This is a genomic window from Paenibacillus sp. J2L1-98 (assembly GCF_056269405.1).
In genome coordinates, this window is record NZ_JBWDNW010000008.1 from 161,486 (window position 1) to 177,096 (window position 15,611).

General features: G+C 35.3%; 13 protein-coding genes, 2 pseudogenes and 1 riboswitch. Of the genes and pseudogenes, 3 read left to right on the forward strand and 12 right to left on the reverse strand.

Annotated elements, in window-relative coordinates; translation table 11 throughout:
- Positions 1 to 90 precede the first annotated feature (90 nt).
- The 4 genes from AC0YNZ_RS16855 to AC0YNZ_RS16870 form a co-directional block, all read right to left on the reverse strand.
- Positions 91 to 765, reverse strand: a complete 675-nt coding sequence (locus tag AC0YNZ_RS16855; RefSeq protein WP_475827711.1) for an ATP-binding response regulator — start codon at positions 763 to 765, stop codon at positions 91 to 93.
- Positions 766 to 819: 54 nt separating this feature from the next.
- A complete protein-coding gene (gene galE / locus AC0YNZ_RS16860; RefSeq protein ID WP_475827712.1) occupies positions 820 to 1,863 on the reverse strand; it encodes a UDP-glucose 4-epimerase GalE in 1,044 nt (347 codons plus the stop codon).
- A 108-nt stretch (positions 1,864 to 1,971) separates the two neighbouring features.
- On the reverse strand, positions 1,972 to 2,130 hold the full coding sequence (locus tag AC0YNZ_RS16865; RefSeq protein WP_181426085.1) for a hypothetical protein: 159 nt from the start codon (positions 2,128 to 2,130) through the stop codon (positions 1,972 to 1,974).
- A gap of 49 nt (positions 2,131 to 2,179) precedes the next feature.
- A riboswitch (cyclic di-GMP riboswitch) is annotated at positions 2,180 to 2,263 on the reverse strand.
- Positions 2,264 to 2,594: 331 nt separating this feature from the next.
- Positions 2,595 to 3,587, reverse strand: coding sequence for a hypothetical protein (locus tag AC0YNZ_RS16870; protein WP_475827713.1), 993 nt, complete (start codon positions 3,585 to 3,587; stop codon positions 2,595 to 2,597).
- Positions 3,588 to 4,287: 700 nt separating this feature from the next.
- Between AC0YNZ_RS16870 and AC0YNZ_RS16875 the strand changes: the two genes are divergently transcribed.
- Positions 4,288 to 4,581, forward strand: coding sequence for a hypothetical protein (locus AC0YNZ_RS16875; RefSeq protein WP_475827714.1), 294 nt, complete (start codon positions 4,288 to 4,290; stop codon positions 4,579 to 4,581).
- 915 nt (positions 4,582 to 5,496) lie between these two features.
- Here AC0YNZ_RS16875 and AC0YNZ_RS16880 read toward each other — a convergent pair.
- A pseudogene (locus AC0YNZ_RS16880) lies at positions 5,497 to 5,599 on the reverse strand (transposase); the annotation flags it as partial.
- A gap of 376 nt (positions 5,600 to 5,975) precedes the next feature.
- Between AC0YNZ_RS16880 and AC0YNZ_RS16885 the strand changes: the two are divergent.
- Together AC0YNZ_RS16885 and AC0YNZ_RS16890 are read left to right on the forward strand one after the other, a co-directional pair.
- Entirely contained in the window at positions 5,976 to 6,740 is a 765-nt protein-coding gene (locus AC0YNZ_RS16885) for a heparin lyase I family protein (RefSeq protein ID WP_475827715.1), read from the forward strand.
- A 21-nt stretch (positions 6,741 to 6,761) separates the two neighbouring features.
- Positions 6,762 to 6,956: pseudogene (locus AC0YNZ_RS16890) on the forward strand (transposase); the annotation flags it as partial.
- A 73-nt stretch (positions 6,957 to 7,029) separates the two neighbouring features.
- On the opposite strand, the gene AC0YNZ_RS16895 reads toward AC0YNZ_RS16890, so the two are convergent.
- The 7 genes from AC0YNZ_RS16895 to AC0YNZ_RS16925 form a co-directional block, all read right to left on the reverse strand.
- Positions 7,030 to 8,490, reverse strand: a complete 1,461-nt coding sequence (locus tag AC0YNZ_RS16895) for a hypothetical protein (RefSeq protein WP_475827716.1) — start codon at positions 8,488 to 8,490, stop codon at positions 7,030 to 7,032.
- 530 nt (positions 8,491 to 9,020) lie between these two features.
- Positions 9,021 to 9,506 carry a PssE/Cps14G family polysaccharide biosynthesis glycosyltransferase gene (pssE, locus tag AC0YNZ_RS16900; RefSeq protein ID WP_475827717.1) on the reverse strand — a complete coding sequence of 162 codons (486 nt, stop codon included), beginning with the start codon at positions 9,504 to 9,506 and terminating at the stop codon, positions 9,021 to 9,023.
- Complete coding sequence (gene pssD, locus AC0YNZ_RS16905) at positions 9,503 to 9,979, reverse strand: PssD/Cps14F family polysaccharide biosynthesis glycosyltransferase (RefSeq protein ID WP_475827718.1); 477 nt, start codon at positions 9,977 to 9,979, stop codon at positions 9,503 to 9,505. The genes pssE and pssD overlap by 4 nt, the downstream gene beginning before the upstream one ends.
- Positions 9,980 to 10,062: 83 nt before the next feature.
- Complete coding sequence (locus tag AC0YNZ_RS16910; protein WP_475827719.1) at positions 10,063 to 11,187, reverse strand: glycosyltransferase; 1,125 nt, start codon at positions 11,185 to 11,187, stop codon at positions 10,063 to 10,065.
- Positions 11,188 to 11,228: 41 nt separating this feature from the next.
- Positions 11,229 to 12,503 (reverse strand): oligosaccharide flippase family protein, encoded by a 1,275-nt coding sequence (locus AC0YNZ_RS16915; protein WP_475827720.1) that lies wholly within the window; start codon positions 12,501 to 12,503, stop codon positions 11,229 to 11,231.
- A 613-nt stretch (positions 12,504 to 13,116) separates the two neighbouring features.
- Positions 13,117 to 14,178 (reverse strand): glycosyltransferase family 4 protein, encoded by a 1,062-nt coding sequence (locus AC0YNZ_RS16920; protein WP_475827721.1) that lies wholly within the window; start codon positions 14,176 to 14,178, stop codon positions 13,117 to 13,119.
- 97 nt (positions 14,179 to 14,275) lie between these two features.
- Complete coding sequence (locus AC0YNZ_RS16925) at positions 14,276 to 15,601, reverse strand: UDP-glucose dehydrogenase family protein (RefSeq protein ID WP_475827722.1); 1,326 nt, start codon at positions 15,599 to 15,601, stop codon at positions 14,276 to 14,278.
- Between the last annotated feature and the right edge of the window lie 10 nt (positions 15,602 to 15,611).

Here is a 15,611-nt window from a genome sequence, read left to right on the forward strand (position 1 = left end):
AAACAATATCATCTGAAAAGTACGCACTTTTTGTTTACTAGATTACCTGGAGGTTACTGTTGTGATTCTTATCTTCTTTTCCTGCTTAATTTATCTTTCTAACCAAACCCGAATAAGAGATATAAGCCGGTCTGGATCAACCGGCTTGACGATATAATCGGATGCACCTGCTTCTATACATTTTTCCAGTTCTTCTTTCATCGCTTTCGCCGTTAAAGCAATAACAGGCACGCTATCATTGTCCGGGTTTTTACGCCATTTCTGCATCGTCTCATACCCGTCCATCCGAGGCACCATCCTATCCATTAGGATCATATCGAAATGCCCCTCTTCCTGCAAAGCCTTGAGGCCCTCAAAGCCATTTCCAGCAAATTTCACCGACATTCCGGACCGTTCAAGGACATCCGTTAATGCGAATACGCTGCGGACATCATCACTCACAAGCAAAACGCTCTTTCCTTTGAGATCATCCTGCTCAGTGATCTCTATGGGAACGGCCGTTTCATCTAATAAAATTGAAGCATAGTTTACAGCCTCTTCCGCACCTTGATAATCACCTGCCAAAAAAGTAAATATGCTTCCCTTCCCCTCTTCGCTTTCTACGATTATTTCCCCGCCTATAAGAGCTGAGATTTCCCTGCAAATGGATAATCCTAGCCCCGTTCCTTCATATTTGCGGCTGATAGTGCCATCCGCTTGTTGCAAAGCTTCAAATATATGCGCCTGCTTCTCTTTAGCAATTCCTATGCCGGTACCGTATTGCAAAAAATGCTGATGCCCCTAGTTAGAGACATCAGCATTTTCCTCAAATCGTTCTTTCTATTTCACGATACTCATAGACTCTTCGCTAGCCTCGTAACCGTTCGGGTTATTCAGCTGCCAGCGCCAAGCATCCGCGCACATTTCTTCGATCCCTCTCTCAGCAACCCAGCCCAGCTCCTGTTTCGCCTTAGAGGCATCGGAATAGCAGATCGCAATGTCGCCCGGTCTTCTGTCAACAATCGCATAAGGAATGCTCCTGCCCGATGCTTGTTCGAAGGCATGAATCATCTCTAGCACGCTGTAGCCTTTACCGGTACCAAGGTTGTAAGCTTCTACGCCGGCGGTTGTCATGACCTTATCGATGGCCTTCAAATGCCCCAAGGCAAGATCCACCACATGGATGTAATCCCTTATCCCTGTCCCGTCTGATGTTGGATAGTCGTCGCCAAATACTCGGAGCTGCTTCAGCTTACCTACCGCTACCTGAGTAATATATGGCGTTAAATTGTTAGGAATACCGCTCGGGTCCTCGCCAATTTGGCCGCTTTCGTGAGAGCCCACCGGGTTAAAATATCGCAATAGCGAAATGCTCCAGCTATTATCCGATACATAAAGATCACGCAGGATCTCCTCAATCATCAATTTCGTGCGTCCATAGGGATTAGTAGCCCCCAAAGGGAAATCCTCGGATATAGCCTCTCCAGAGGCAGTAGGAGCATATACAGTTGCCGAAGAGCTGAATACCAGCTTCTTCACATTAAAGTCCTGCATGACTTGGCACAGAATAAGCGTCCCCGTAATATTATTCTGGTAATAATTCAGGGGAATCTCAACTGATTCACCGACAGCTTTGTATCCGGCAAAATGGATAACCGCATCGATCTTATTTTCCGAGAAGACTGTTTCCAGACCTTCCTTATTCAATAAGTCTACCTCATAAAACGTTACCGGTTTGCCTGTAAGCTTATGTACACGATCTAAGGCTGCAACATTACTGTTAGACAAATTATCAACAACAACCACTTCATAACCGCTATTTAATAGCTCCAGGCAGGTATGACTTCCAATATAACCTGCCCCTCCTGTTACTAGTATCGCCATCTACATCTTCTCCCTTCTCCTATTCAAAATCTCTTCTTTATCTATCGAAAAAGGGAGAAGTACGAAAGTCAACACGACTTCTCTACTCCCCCCTTAGTCTGCTTCGGCTTATGAAACGGCAAGCCCCGCTAGTTTATTTTTATGACGAATAATTTTCAAATAAATCTCCATACGTTTGGCTTCATCCAAGCAGCCTTCCAATAGCATTTCTTGAAATAGAATAGAAAGTTGATGCCACTCACGTACAATATTGGCGCGTTTGATCATAGCATTATCCTCCATGTTCCCTACATAAACCAAAACGGGAGGCACGATATTCGGTAGCTGGCTGGCAGTCTGTTACAGATAAGCCCCTCTAGCTTTGCGTCACCATCTTTCAACGGCTTTGCCTTTATCGTACGGTTTATGGGATTAATAGTTAATCGTATTTTAACAAAATTGTTAGAGGGTGTATATGATTTGTTGGACCTAATTAGATCATAATGGCAAGAACCACTATATGGATATGATCTCTAACCATCAAGTGTGGTCACCACTGAAATATATAGATATTAAGTTTTTCGTAGATGATGAAGGAGCTTTGGTATGAATTCCTGAACTCCAAACGAAAAAAATTGAGAGAATATTCGTTATTACGGAAAGTTGATATCTCAGATAAATAAGAAAGGAGCCTTTAAAAACACTTCAAGGCTCCTTTCATTAATCACAGTTAATCAAACATAATTTCAACTCTATTTCATCGTTAGTAAGTTACTTATTTGCGAGATAGCCTTCGATCGAATCTGCTCTTTAGCTTCGTGGTATTCAGACTGCCATGTATCTAGTTCGTTGATATTTAGACCTTCTGCTTTATATTTTTCCTTAGCACTTTCTAACATATCGGAAAATTCTCGATCACAATGGCCTTCCGATGATGCGATCCTAGGTAAGTATGTATTCTGTAATAGATCAATAGAAACTTTCTCCCCATTTGCTTGTCTATGTTTAATATCGCTAACTAACTCGGAGAGCAGTATAGTACTCTTCGAAACACAATCAGTTTTTAATGCACCTAATTTAGAGTTGTATGTTTTCTGAATTTGCTCCTTTACAACCTTTTGTTCTTCAGTAAGAGGCTTTAAAGAAGACTTAGAGTCAGACGTGTTGGGCTCTGCTACGGTTTGATCTAATTGGTCTATTGACTGATCCGTATTGACTTGTTTCTCTTTCGCTTCATTTAGAATACGTAAACGTTCTTTCTCATCCTTAACTCCAACAGCCTCGATGGGGTAATTAGGATCTAAAATAATTAAACCTTTACCATATTGAGTAGTAATAGAACGAAGTGCTTCTATCTCCTCTTTTGACAGCTTTTCCAAGAGAACATCTCGAATCCTTTGCTTTTCTTCTATAGATATATCCTCAGAAGCGCTTCCCTGTAACCAGTAAATTTCTTTGAAACTAAGACCAGAGTTTAGAAGTATTGCAGCTACATCCAAGGCATCTTGTGTCTCTATCTCTTTATTAGTGAACTCATTTGCTTTCCCAACAGCTCCCTCTAAAGCTTTGGGGACCTCTTCCTCAGTTGAGTCAGTTCCTTGCTCCACTGCACTGAATGCTTGTCTGTCCTTGATGTCTTCTAAAGAAATTGACTTTACTTGATAGTACAAATATCCTATACCGCATAAGACAAGAACAAGTAGACCTAGCAGAGTGCTGAGAGTCCATTTTATCCATGGCTTCATTCGTTTCACCTTTGAAGACAACATATCAAATCCTTTTTATTGTTTTTATACAGTAAGATTTCAAGAATTAGCGCGTGGCTTACAAGCGTTACTCCCCTTTTGTACATTTCCTAAAATAACACTGAAAAATGATTTTTCGATAAACATCCACTCCAGCAATATGTATGAAACCATCGTATATTTAATATTTATTTTTAAACTCAAAACCCAATTGTCCATGCGTGAATCCTTTCGGTGGATTATGGACAGGAACTACCTTCCATACCCATTGTAAAGGATTTTTTTATGCTCGCATGACCGAATGACAGAAAATTATGAAGATTAGGAGAACATTAATGCAACGCTAGTGAATCCACATGCTTATTAACATCAATGTTTGAGAAATTTGTTAAATAAGAAGATCAATTAAATGTCTCACTCCATAAGAAATAATTATTTAATTCCTATTATATCAACATGAAGCATTATCTATCTACAAAGATAAAGAAATGAACAGAAATTATCCAATCAAAAATAATGGGTTATTAGTTTTGAACGATAGGCGATAGCGGCTGGGGGGCAACTGGCACTCCGTCTTGCTGAGTGCAAAGTGATTTCTAGTTACGGGTATGCCCGGTTTACGTTCCCACTCCCCACCACGCTAGACTCGGTGATTTATTTAATCATTGAGGAATTGTTTCAACAGGTGGAACCGGCAAATATGCGAATCGACAATAGGGATAGACTCCTAGTCGATGTAAAAAAATCCGAGCTGAATGATATCCTTCCGTCAACTCATCCGGATATAACTGATAAATTGAAATTATTTATTACCGCAGGAAATATCGTTTCAAAGTCTGACGGCACCCTCATTGATACCGGGTTATCACCAGTCACGTTTTATCTTCCAGAAGGCAGAAATGCAGAGTTGGCCCTACATTTGGAGGAAAAGGGGCACTCCTTGCAGGATTGGTTAGAAAACGTGGTCGGCCTAGCAATGGAGGAAAATGAATGAGGTAAATAATGAAAGTAAAATCCGTTTTTTTGCCGGATCCTATTGTATAGAAGAACTAATATAGCTTCGGTAAAAAATGACGCCTGATTGATCATTTACACTAACATACAGTCAAGTGTACCATCCCGGGGAAAATAGAATTAATAGTTATTAGAAGCCATTGGTTGATCAGATGCATATTCACGCTATAAACATTGTTAATAATTTACTTATATGCGATCCAGCTATGTTTGTAGATCTCTCGCTATATCGGTAATTTAGTTGGTTCGGCTATACCGTTTCAATAACAGAAGACACCACAGTACCTTTACAGACGAAATCGGCCATCATTGCTCCGTCCTCCTCCTCGATCGGTAAGAAATCGAACAATGTTGGTCGTAAAAATCTATGTAGCACCATCTGCAATTAATACCAACTACTATACACCTACCAAAAGAAAACTTTTCGAACTAGTGGTCAAGAGTTTTCGGAATGGATGGTCAATATATTCAAGGAATATGCAACAACTGAATTAGCTTTATCGCTAAATTCACTACCTATAAAACATTATTGCGATTATGTGATATTATATCACTAGCGTTGCATAAACTTTAAAACCATAATCGTCTGAAAATTAAGCAATCTATTTTTTCGTTCATAAATCAAAAGGCCAAGCCTTCCTTAAAGGTAACCCTGTCCATTTAGTAATTTTATTACTTTCTGGATATTAACAACAGTTGTGAATCGTTCAAGGAATCTCTTTCTTCTACCGTCCGGCTGATTTTCGACTTGGTGACCAGTTCATTTGTTCGAAGCAATCTCTCCAAGAAATCCAAAGAAACACTTTCAACATGCGGCTGATTTCCAGCAACGAATGTTTCACGTAGTTTCTTGTTTTACCAGCGTCAACAAACAATAGGCAATGAGTGCGACACACTTGATTCATCACAGCATTTTCGCTCTTGCCGTAGAACGTTTTGATTTTGATGTGCTGCTTCACCCACTTGAAGAACGTCTCGATGGCCCAACGGCTGCGATACATCTCGCTGATTTCTTCTGCAGTTAGATCATGCTTTCGGCTCAGTTGCGCCGCTGAGATGGAAGGAAGCCCAAGTTCCCGCTGAAAATCTCGGCATAATACATTATTGGCGATGTAGCAAAGCCCATCGTGACCTTGCAGCTCCGCATGAAGAAAAAGCTTGAAATAAGAGATCGTCATCAGTTTCTTAACGTACTTATCTTGATTGTTTTAATTGACGTGATCTGTGAACGTCTACGTACAAATTGGAGATATCCATTTCATTGTAAAGGATTTTTTTCTATGTGGACGTTAAGATAATAGAATATTATGAAGATTCAGAAAACATTAATAGTGATATTATATTAACAAAACTGATTTGAAAGGTGACTGATTTGTGTTAAAAAGAAAAATATCCTCCATGTATGCACTTATTGTATTTATTGGCTTGATAAGCTTGTTACTTTACCAACTCTTAAAAGTCCACGGTCCTGAAATAGTAGCTAATCGATTAAATGATTTTGAGCATGCTAGAATATCCGGCGATTCTATTATCACCAATGACCAAACTTATCCCACACAAGACTCATCAAAGAATATTTGGATTGATATTGATACATCTCGTGAGGGAAATAAGTCTGTTGGGTTTATGCTACACCCTAATGAAGGTCGCAGAGAGATTCGGATTATTGATATACCAAATAATACTACGAAATTTATAGGATTCAGTGTATTCTTTCCTAAAGATTATGAGATTCCCACTAATTGGAACTTATTTGCTCAGTGGTGGCAGGGAGCACCTGCATCACCACCAATAGCTTTTGAAATCACCCCGAATACACATAAGTTCCAGATGCGTATATTAACTAGGCACGGCCCGTACAAACAAAACAATATCACCGTTCAGTATAATGAGGCCATTGAAAAAGGTAAGTGGATTGATTTTGTTGTTGAGATGCGAATTGACGACTCTGGGGGATCTAATGGCATCTTAAATGTCTGGAAAAATGACAAGCCTATTGTAGAATATAATGGACAATTGGGGTATCCTGATTTACTAAATCAAACTAACTTCAGATTTGGTCTATATCGATATCCTTATATAGACTCTACTGTTAAGATGTATTTTGATGAAATAACAATAGGAGATCGGCTGAAATAAGTCGATCTCCTATTCATAATAAATGATCCGGAGGTTTGCAAAAACTGTCCGATGCTTGCGCAGTGCACCCCTTCAAAAAACTACCGCAAAGTGATTACGTGGCATATGTGGGAAGAAACAAAAGAATTGGTGCGCGAAAACCGATTAACAATAGCAGGTAAGAAGCTCAACAAGAGGAGAAAAGAAACAATTGAGCGACGCTTCGCAGATGCTAAATAGCTCCACGGGTTTCCCTCCTCTCGGGAGGTTCCTTGTAAAGGAGCTTACACAAACTATTGCCCTTAGAAACCTACAACTTAGAATCAATCCCCAATTTCTTTTGCTCACTTAACATTGAAAGTGCAATTCCGAGTGTCATGAATATATATACATTTTGCGGTGCACTATTAAATATCGGCTCCCCAAGTGACTCAATTAATCCCTGCACTAAAATAAGTCCCGCGAATAACACAAAAACTTTAACATTATTGTTCTCAATAAATTTATAATTTCGTAATAACTTTACTATTATAGAGATAAACAGTGCAAATAACAGTATTGCGCTTATATACCCTGTTTCTCCAACTATACTTGGCCAGTAAGTATCTGTTGCAAAAATAGGATTTTCTGGTCTTAACCCATAAATAGTATTCATACCATATTCATAATACACTGGTGAATAGTTCTCACTAGCGATAAATCCAGCGTACCTACCAAACCCTTCACCAAACGGGAATTTTTCTGAACCTATTTTCATTGACACTTCATATAAAGCTTTCCTCGCAGATTCGTACATATCAGCGTTAACGTACCTGTCAATTGTTAAACTAGTTAGATTTATAATATAATTCCCTGCAAATAAATAAAAAATTAGTAAAACAAATGATACTGGTAATAATAATGTAAGCACCTTTTTGAATCCAGACATTAAATAATAAATTATAATGACTACAAATATAGCCAACATCGCTTTAAATCTGAAAGATAATAATGAAAAAAGTAAAAAAGTACAACTAAAATACAAATATAAGTAGTTTTTTTTCACTTTGAAAACTGCAGATAAGTATATTCCAATAAAAACCATAAACCATCCATAAATACCAGGGTGAATAAATACCGATTTCACACTAATTATTCCCATCCTAAAATCAAAAGCCTGATCATCTGTAAGCATGATTGATCTAAATTTGTTATAAAAAATTAAATCAATAATTGAAAATAATAAGACAAATATGGAAAATCGTTTTACATACCGAATATACTTTGTTATATCATTTTCTTTAAATAGTATATTTGTGAACAAAAATAAGTACCATAATCCCTTTGTATGTAATAAGGCTCCCTGCAAAGAGATGTTGAGTGGAACGTTGTTTATTACATCTGAAAAAAAACCGAAAAATAATATAATGAAAAGAACAATAATTATCCTTATTCCTATTATTTTTTTTCCAAGAAAAATATTAACTAACAAAGATGGTAAACACACAAAGAGAAACATTTCGTCAAAGTAAGAAAAAAGTTTCCCAAGACCTGGTATTAAATGATCTAGTTGCTTCATGATTGTATCTTGAAACAATATAAGTGGTAAAAAGCAAGGAATAATTTTTTTCACATTTTCTTCATTAGTAAATAAAATTACTGTTATTGCATAAAGAACTAAACCAACTATAGATCCTAAAATAATATGGTTATATGAAGATAAAATACATATGACCAAAGATGCCAATAAAAATAGACAAATGATTATTATTTTGTTTTTATTTATAACCACTATTTCACCACCATTCAAACAGGCTCTACTATAATCTTGAATAGATCACTGAAGTTTCTTAATTACATAATTATTTCATAAAAATAAAAGTCATTATTAAGTGAAACTATTTCCTGCGTACTCGCTAGTAATGGTTTCTTGCTCTTGCCACCTAAATGCTTGTCCATCTTACCCTCTAGCATCTCTTGCAGCGTCTCCACAAAAACAACTCATTTAGAGCGTCCTGCGCGGACACCAACTTGTTCTCTTTAATGAATTATCGGAGCTGTTGTTTCGTCTATAATCCCATATGTAATCCAAAACCTTTCTTATATTATCATTTTAATAGGTTTTGGAGTTTACACAATCTATTTTACAGACTCTTTCCATATGGATGAACAGATGACTAAATCATTGGTTATTATGGCCCTGGATCGAGCCTGCAGCCACTAAAGGCCGAGTGGCGAAATCCTGCATCATTCCGACCGCGGTAGTCAATATGCCTCTCATGTTACGAGTAAGGGTGCGTCTATCTTTCAGGACTAAATAATTCACTCCTCCTTATTTCGTATAAAATCATCAATTAGGCTAATAATTTTTTCATTTCCACTTACAAACTTATTGACTTTAAATGTTTCTATTTTATGTAGAGCCAATTCAAGCTCTTGCACATCCTGTAAGCCAATAATTAATTGTTTTTCAGATAATAAATCGATAATTTCTGTCTGATGATCATCAACGTGTTCGTTGTACTTTTTCAACCTAGGAACCGCTATAACCTTTTTACTTTTTCTCAATGCACCAATAATAGTTCCAGTTCCACCATGTGTAATTAATAACTCACACTCATCCAGTAGATCATCAAACTGTTTAAAATCAATGATTTTTTTATAACGAAAGTGCTTAGGCACATACTTAGAATAACCAACTTGCGCAAAAACATCATTTTTAATAACTTTCTTCTCAATTAAGCAATCTATTTCCTCCAAAAGTCTGTCAAAAGAGAATTCTTGAGTTCCTAATGATACTAGTATCAATATATACTCCCTCCATATACTGCATTTGGATAAAAAAGCTTCATCTTTTCCCATTGAACAATAAACAAATCTGCAAACTTATACATTAACCTACCTGTCAGAGTCGGGGAATTCATTTTAGCAAAACTTTCAATAAACACTAACCTTTTTCCAACCATTTTACCTATTAAGCAAAATGGGATAGAACTTAATGCACCAGTGGAAATTATCACATCTGGATTTTCTTTATATAAATAGTAAATAGATCTAAAGAAATTATTAATAAGCAGAAAAGGAAAGTTAAACATCTTTCGATTTATTAATTTTAAAAAATAGATCTTCTCCTTTTCAATTAATCCCCTTGTAAGCAGAGTGTCCTCAGTGATAAAAAAATAATCATAATTTTTATATAACTTATCCAACTGTCTCATTTGAGTTAAATGCCCACCCACAGAACAAACTAGAGCAACTTTAATTTTGTGTTTATTCTTCATAAGTCCCCACTCCATATTCCATATCTACCATATCATCTACCATATCTTTAAGAATCTCCTAAAAAAACAGGTTAACTATGAGCCTATTTTATCAAATGGCTATACAATGCAGTATACTTAGAAAGCATTTTTGAAATATCAAAATCCCGAGCAAATTCTGATGCATTCCTCACAACATTTTCAACATTTTTATATTTAGATAGATTTTGAGATACATCGATAATATTATTTGCCAGGTCGATAACATTTTCATTTTCAAATAAATAACCATTTTCCCCATGCTTGATTAGTTCTGCTGGTCCATCGATATTAGATGCAATAACTGGTAGACCAGCTGCCATTGCTTCAAGGACTACAAGTCCTAATCCCTCATTTCTAGAAGGTAAGACAAAAACATCGTATTTTGATAAAACTAGATGTACATCATTCCTATTTCCAAGAAAGCGTATATCATTTTGCAAACCCAACTCTCGGGTAAGGTTTTTTAAATACTCAAACGATTCTCTATCATAATCATAGACTCCGCCAATAAAATCACATGAAACAATTAATCCCCTATCCTTACATTCTTTAACAGCACGAATTAGAAGATCTTGTCCTTTTTTATTATGGGTTATTCTAGCTACATTTACAATTTTAATATTATCCTTTTTGCTAAAAGTTGCATTTCTAACATAAAATTTATCAAATTTAATTCCATTATAAATTTTAATTGTGTTAAATACCCATCTAGATCTACATTCTTCTAAAACCGCATTTGAAATAGCAACATTTTGATTAATAGCTCTTTTATGCAAAAAAATTTGAAATTTATTCAAATTATTAATAATTTTTGTATCGTGAATTGTGAAAGCAAGCTTTAAATATGGATAGAACATTTTACATAGAATTGCCCACATTTTACTTCCATAATTATGAGAATGTATGATCTTTATTTTATGATTTCGAATAATTTTCAACATGTTCAAAAGGTATTTGGGATGTCTATGTTTAGGTCGTTTATTCAGAAAATATACGTCACATCCAGTCGAAATTAGCTCATTTTTTAGTTCTTCATTCACTAAATCGTTTATTACCACTATAACGAAATTTACATCATTTGAATTCAAGCTCTCTGTAACTAAATCTAGTAAAAGCTTTTCCGCTCCTCCAACTTGAAATGATGAAATTAAATGTAGAATACGTATAGGAACACGAACGTTCTCCATTATTAACCTCTCTTTTCTTTAGCAATATAACAGTCATTTCTTTATACATTAAAGCTTTCACCAAGAAATATTTTATTTTTATATTTTTGGTATAAGCTAATTAAAACAACCCCATAAAACAACCTGGCAATTGTGACGCTTATCGCAGCCCAAATCATCCCCAAATATGGGACAGTAACATATATTAGAATCGGTATTAACAGTAATTGAATAAATTTACCAAATGTTATAAATATCGGTTTTCCTAAAGAATATACTGCTTGTTCTATAGGAACAATCGCAAATGCGAGTATTGCAGATATAAGCATTACTTGTAGTATCATTACTGCATTTAAATATTTATCACCTAATAACAATGGAACAATCGAATGTACTAAGGGCACCATACATAACATAAAGGCAGAAATAATGAAAGTAGGTAAAGCGATTTTTTTTGTATTCTCAAGTATTTTCTTGTCATTTAATTCCGACAGTTTAGGTAACATAACTTTCCCAAATGCAAAGGGAAGAAACGACACGATTGAAGATAATTGAAAGGCAACATTATAAATTCCTATTTGTTCATAAGTTACCCAAAGCGATATCATAAAGAAATCAATCCTACCAAGTAAATTATTAGGAATCGAAACTAATAACATCCACTTTTCATATTCAATAATCTCTTTTATTAAACCAATTGGTAAACGAAATTTTGTAAAGCTTATACTAAATTTAAGATATTTAGTTGTAAATAATAATGACATAATAATCGGTAGAAAGTATAAGAAAATTACATATTTTAAAAACAACATATGGTTTAATAAAAGAATTATAACTATTACCATAGAAATTAAATATCTTGAAATATTAACTATAGCTCTAAGCTTAAATTGTTGAACCGCCTGTAAATAGGTGTCATTAATAAATAATAGTGACTCTCCTAAAAAGCCTATAATTATAAAAGGGATATATTGAATTATTTCTGATTTATCCATGGACTGAAAGATCTTTTCGCCAAATAAAAAAAGCACTATAATAACTATTGATATAATGACTATTTTCGCGAATAAGTATAAACCGAAAATACTAAACTTTTTTTCTTTTTCCCTGGAGGAAAAGCGAACCGCTGTATTTTCCATACCAAAGTCAAAAAAAGCACTACAAGAGGTAATGATTACAAAAAGAAATGAATACTTACCATAATCACCCGGACCGAGATTTTTGGATAAGATTAGGATAATCGCAAAATTCAATGCTTTAGTGACAATACTTTCTGAAAACACAATACTCAGATTTTTAATTAAATTATTATTGAAATATCTATTTAGAGTTCTCATATTGGGCATACCCTTCAATCAATCAATTAATTAACATAAGAGTTTAGTATTGCATTAAAAAACAACCAACAGAATAATAACACACCATGGGTTACACTCATCTTCGCATAGCTGAACACAGTCAGCTAAAAATCCCGCGATCTCTAGAGCACTAGGCCACAACCTACTACTCTATTAGTGCTAGAGGGAGGAAGAGTGGTGCAGAGCAGACGGCTTTCGCAACTAAGACAGTGCAGAACGCCTGGGTTGGCAGAGAAGCTTGTAAAGCAAGCTGCATTCCGAATGGTAACGGCAGATCAAGGGAAAGAGCTTACCAGCTACGATGCTCTTAGGTTTAACTATGAGTATGTTTATTTCACCGATACCTATTCTTCTTGGCATAGGGGCTCCAAAACGAAAATGCAACGGTCTTCTATTCTTCCCTAAGGGTAAGGCTTTCGCTACCGTCACCTACCAGTAACTTCCCCATGCTCTCCGTCTCTTTAACAATCGCCCACGTAAATGCCTCTGTTGGCGATCTGATCCCGAATTGTTTATGGAAGCCTTTGTCCTACTTAGCTCGACAGTCGGTAACTCAAACAATATTATTTAATACTACTGCAATGAATAATTTCTACTTTGCAAGTATATCTTCATATAAGTCACAAAGATCACCCATTATATTATCAAGATTAAATTTTTTCTCTATTACATCCTGGTTATTTTTGGCCATGTTTAAACGAAGTTGATTATCAACAATTACCTTCTGTAATTTTTTCGCTAATTGTTTAACATCACCGGGATTAACCAGATAACCATTCTTACCATCTTCAATTACTTCTGGTATTCCCCCAACTGAAGTACTGATAATAGGCATCCCATAGTTCATTCCCTCTAGAATAGACATAGGCAAGCCTTCATTATATGATGGAAGAACAAGAATATCCGATGTCTCTAATAATTCTTTCTTCTTTAGTTTATCTACCCATCCTACAACATCCACATACTCTTTAATTCCGTTTGTCTCTACAATTTTTTTCACATTTTCTATTTCTCCATCACCTGCTAAAATAAATTTAGCATTAATGCCGGAATCCTTTAATATTCTAATGGCATCCAACAAATCAAAAACGCCTTTTCTTTTTCCTAGTCGTCCCATAAATAAACAAATTGGAATCTCATTTTCCTTATTTATAATATAATTTGATACAGGAACAGCATTATAAAGAATCGCAATTTTTTCCCTATTTATAAACTGTAAAAAGAAATCACTCCATTCTTGAGATAATACTATTACTTTGTTAGACTTATTTAAAATAAAATTGCAGTATGTTTTTTGCCAATGATTTAGATTAGAATAAAAGTCTTTAAAACTAGATCCGTGGATATGAGTAATTACTGGTTTTCTAAACACCTTCGATAATAGAATTATAATAGACTTTCTATAGAAACTTCCTTTGTATGACATATGAATGTGGATTATATTTGGATTTTTAACTATTACTTTATATAAAAATAGGATTAAACCTTTCAGAAAAATCGAGAACCTCTCTTTTACGCTCCCCGTAATATAGGTAGGTACCATATCAATCTCAAATTTCTCCGAAATAATTGATTGATTAATATTCTGCATAACAGTTACAATTCCACCTCTATCTTGTAAAGATGAACCTACTACTAATACTCTTTTCAACATATTGTACTCCCCATGATATTTTTAATGTATATTCTGGAGCGAGATTTATTCCAAATCAACAAAATTTATACTAATTTCAATTCAAATCAAAATCCTTTTAAATTTCTTGAAGTTTATATTTATTAACAACTCGTCTTCCAATAGAATGATATTCAATATTGTATTTCTCCACATCATTTAATTGATAACAGTTCCGTCCATCAAAAATGACTGGCTGATTCATTTTCTCTGCGAATAAATTCAAATTCACTTCTTTGATTTCAGACCATTCTGTTAAAATTAAAACCATATCTGCATCTGTGATGGCCTCCTCCAATGTAGCCGCATAGTCCACTTTTTTAGGAAGAACCTTTTTTGCATTATCAATTGCCACGGGATCAAAGGCAATAACCTCAGCACCCTCTGCTATTAATTGATTACAGATAACAATGGATGCTGCTTCTCTCATATCATCAGTATTTGGTTTAAATGACAAACCTAAAACAGCTACTCTTTTTCTTGATATGCTTCTAAATCTATCCATTACTTTTTCAATTAGAATCCCCCGTTGATCATTATTGACCTTAATAACAGCTTTTAATAACTCAAAATTGTGATCAATATTTGCTGCAATTTGAGTAAGAGCCTTTGTATCTTTCGGAAAGCAAGAGCCACCATATCCAATCCCAGCATTTAAAAACATTGATCCAATTCGCTTATCCATCCCCATACCTTTAGCTACACTTTCTACATCAGCACCAAGTCTTTCGCATATATTGGAAATTTCATTAATAAAGCTAATTTTTGTAGCTAAAAATGCGTTTGATGCATATTTGATCATTTCCGCACTTTTAATATCCGTTTTAAGGATCGGGATGCCAAAGGGTCTATTGATTTCTTCGATAATTTTGGCCGCTTTATCATTGTCTGCACCAATCACAATTCGCTCACCGTTAAAAGTATCATGAATAGAAGAACCTTCTCTTAAAAACTCAGGATTAGAAACAACGTCTACATGAATATGATTAGGTACAGAAAATTTTAATAATTTTTTGATATAGTGATTAGTCCCTACCGGCACAGTGCTTTTAGTAACCACAATCACATCAGTTGTAATATTTTCCGCTATATCCTTTACCACTTGTTCAATAAATATTAAATTCGCCGAGCCATCTGCTTTCTCAGGGGTTCCAACAGCAATATAAATGACATCTACGTCTCGAAATCCTTTCCGGTGGCTCGTTGTAAAAGACAACCTTCCCTCTTCAATATTCCTTATCATTAATTCATCCAAATCAGGTTCATAAATCGGTGAAAGGCCTTGGCTCATCTTATCAACCTTTACCTTGTCAACATCGATACAAGTTACATGGTGCCCAACATGAGATAATGCTACCCCGGTTACTAGTCCTACATATCCTGTTCCTACAACAGAAATATTCATTTTTTAATTC

Bases quoted from the DNA above. Each gene is read 5' to 3' on its own strand.
- galE (WP_475827712.1), bottom strand. From the start codon at position 1,863: ATGGCGATACTAGTAACAGGAGGGGCAGGTTATATTGGAAGTCATACC.
- AC0YNZ_RS16865 (WP_181426085.1), bottom strand. From the start codon at position 2,130: ATGATCAAACGCGCCAATATTGTACGTGAGTGGCATCAACTTTCTATT.
- AC0YNZ_RS16870 (WP_475827713.1), bottom strand. From the start codon at position 3,587: ATGAAGCCATGGATAAAATGGACTCTCAGCACTCTGCTAGGTCTACTT.
- AC0YNZ_RS16875 (WP_475827714.1), top strand. From the start codon at position 4,288: ATGCGAATCGACAATAGGGATAGACTCCTAGTCGATGTAAAAAAATCC.
- pssD (WP_475827718.1), bottom strand. From the start codon at position 9,979: ATGAAGAATAAACACAAAATTAAAGTTGCTCTAGTTTGTTCTGTGGGT.
- AC0YNZ_RS16910 (WP_475827719.1), bottom strand. From the start codon at position 11,187: ATGGAGAACGTTCGTGTTCCTATACGTATTCTACATTTAATTTCATCA.
- AC0YNZ_RS16915 (WP_475827720.1), bottom strand. From the start codon at position 12,503: ATGAGAACTCTAAATAGATATTTCAATAATAATTTAATTAAAAATCTG.
- AC0YNZ_RS16920 (WP_475827721.1), bottom strand. From the start codon at position 14,178: ATGTTGAAAAGAGTATTAGTAGTAGGTTCATCTTTACAAGATAGAGGT.
- AC0YNZ_RS16925 (WP_475827722.1), bottom strand. From the start codon at position 15,601: ATGAATATTTCTGTTGTAGGAACAGGATATGTAGGACTAGTAACCGGG.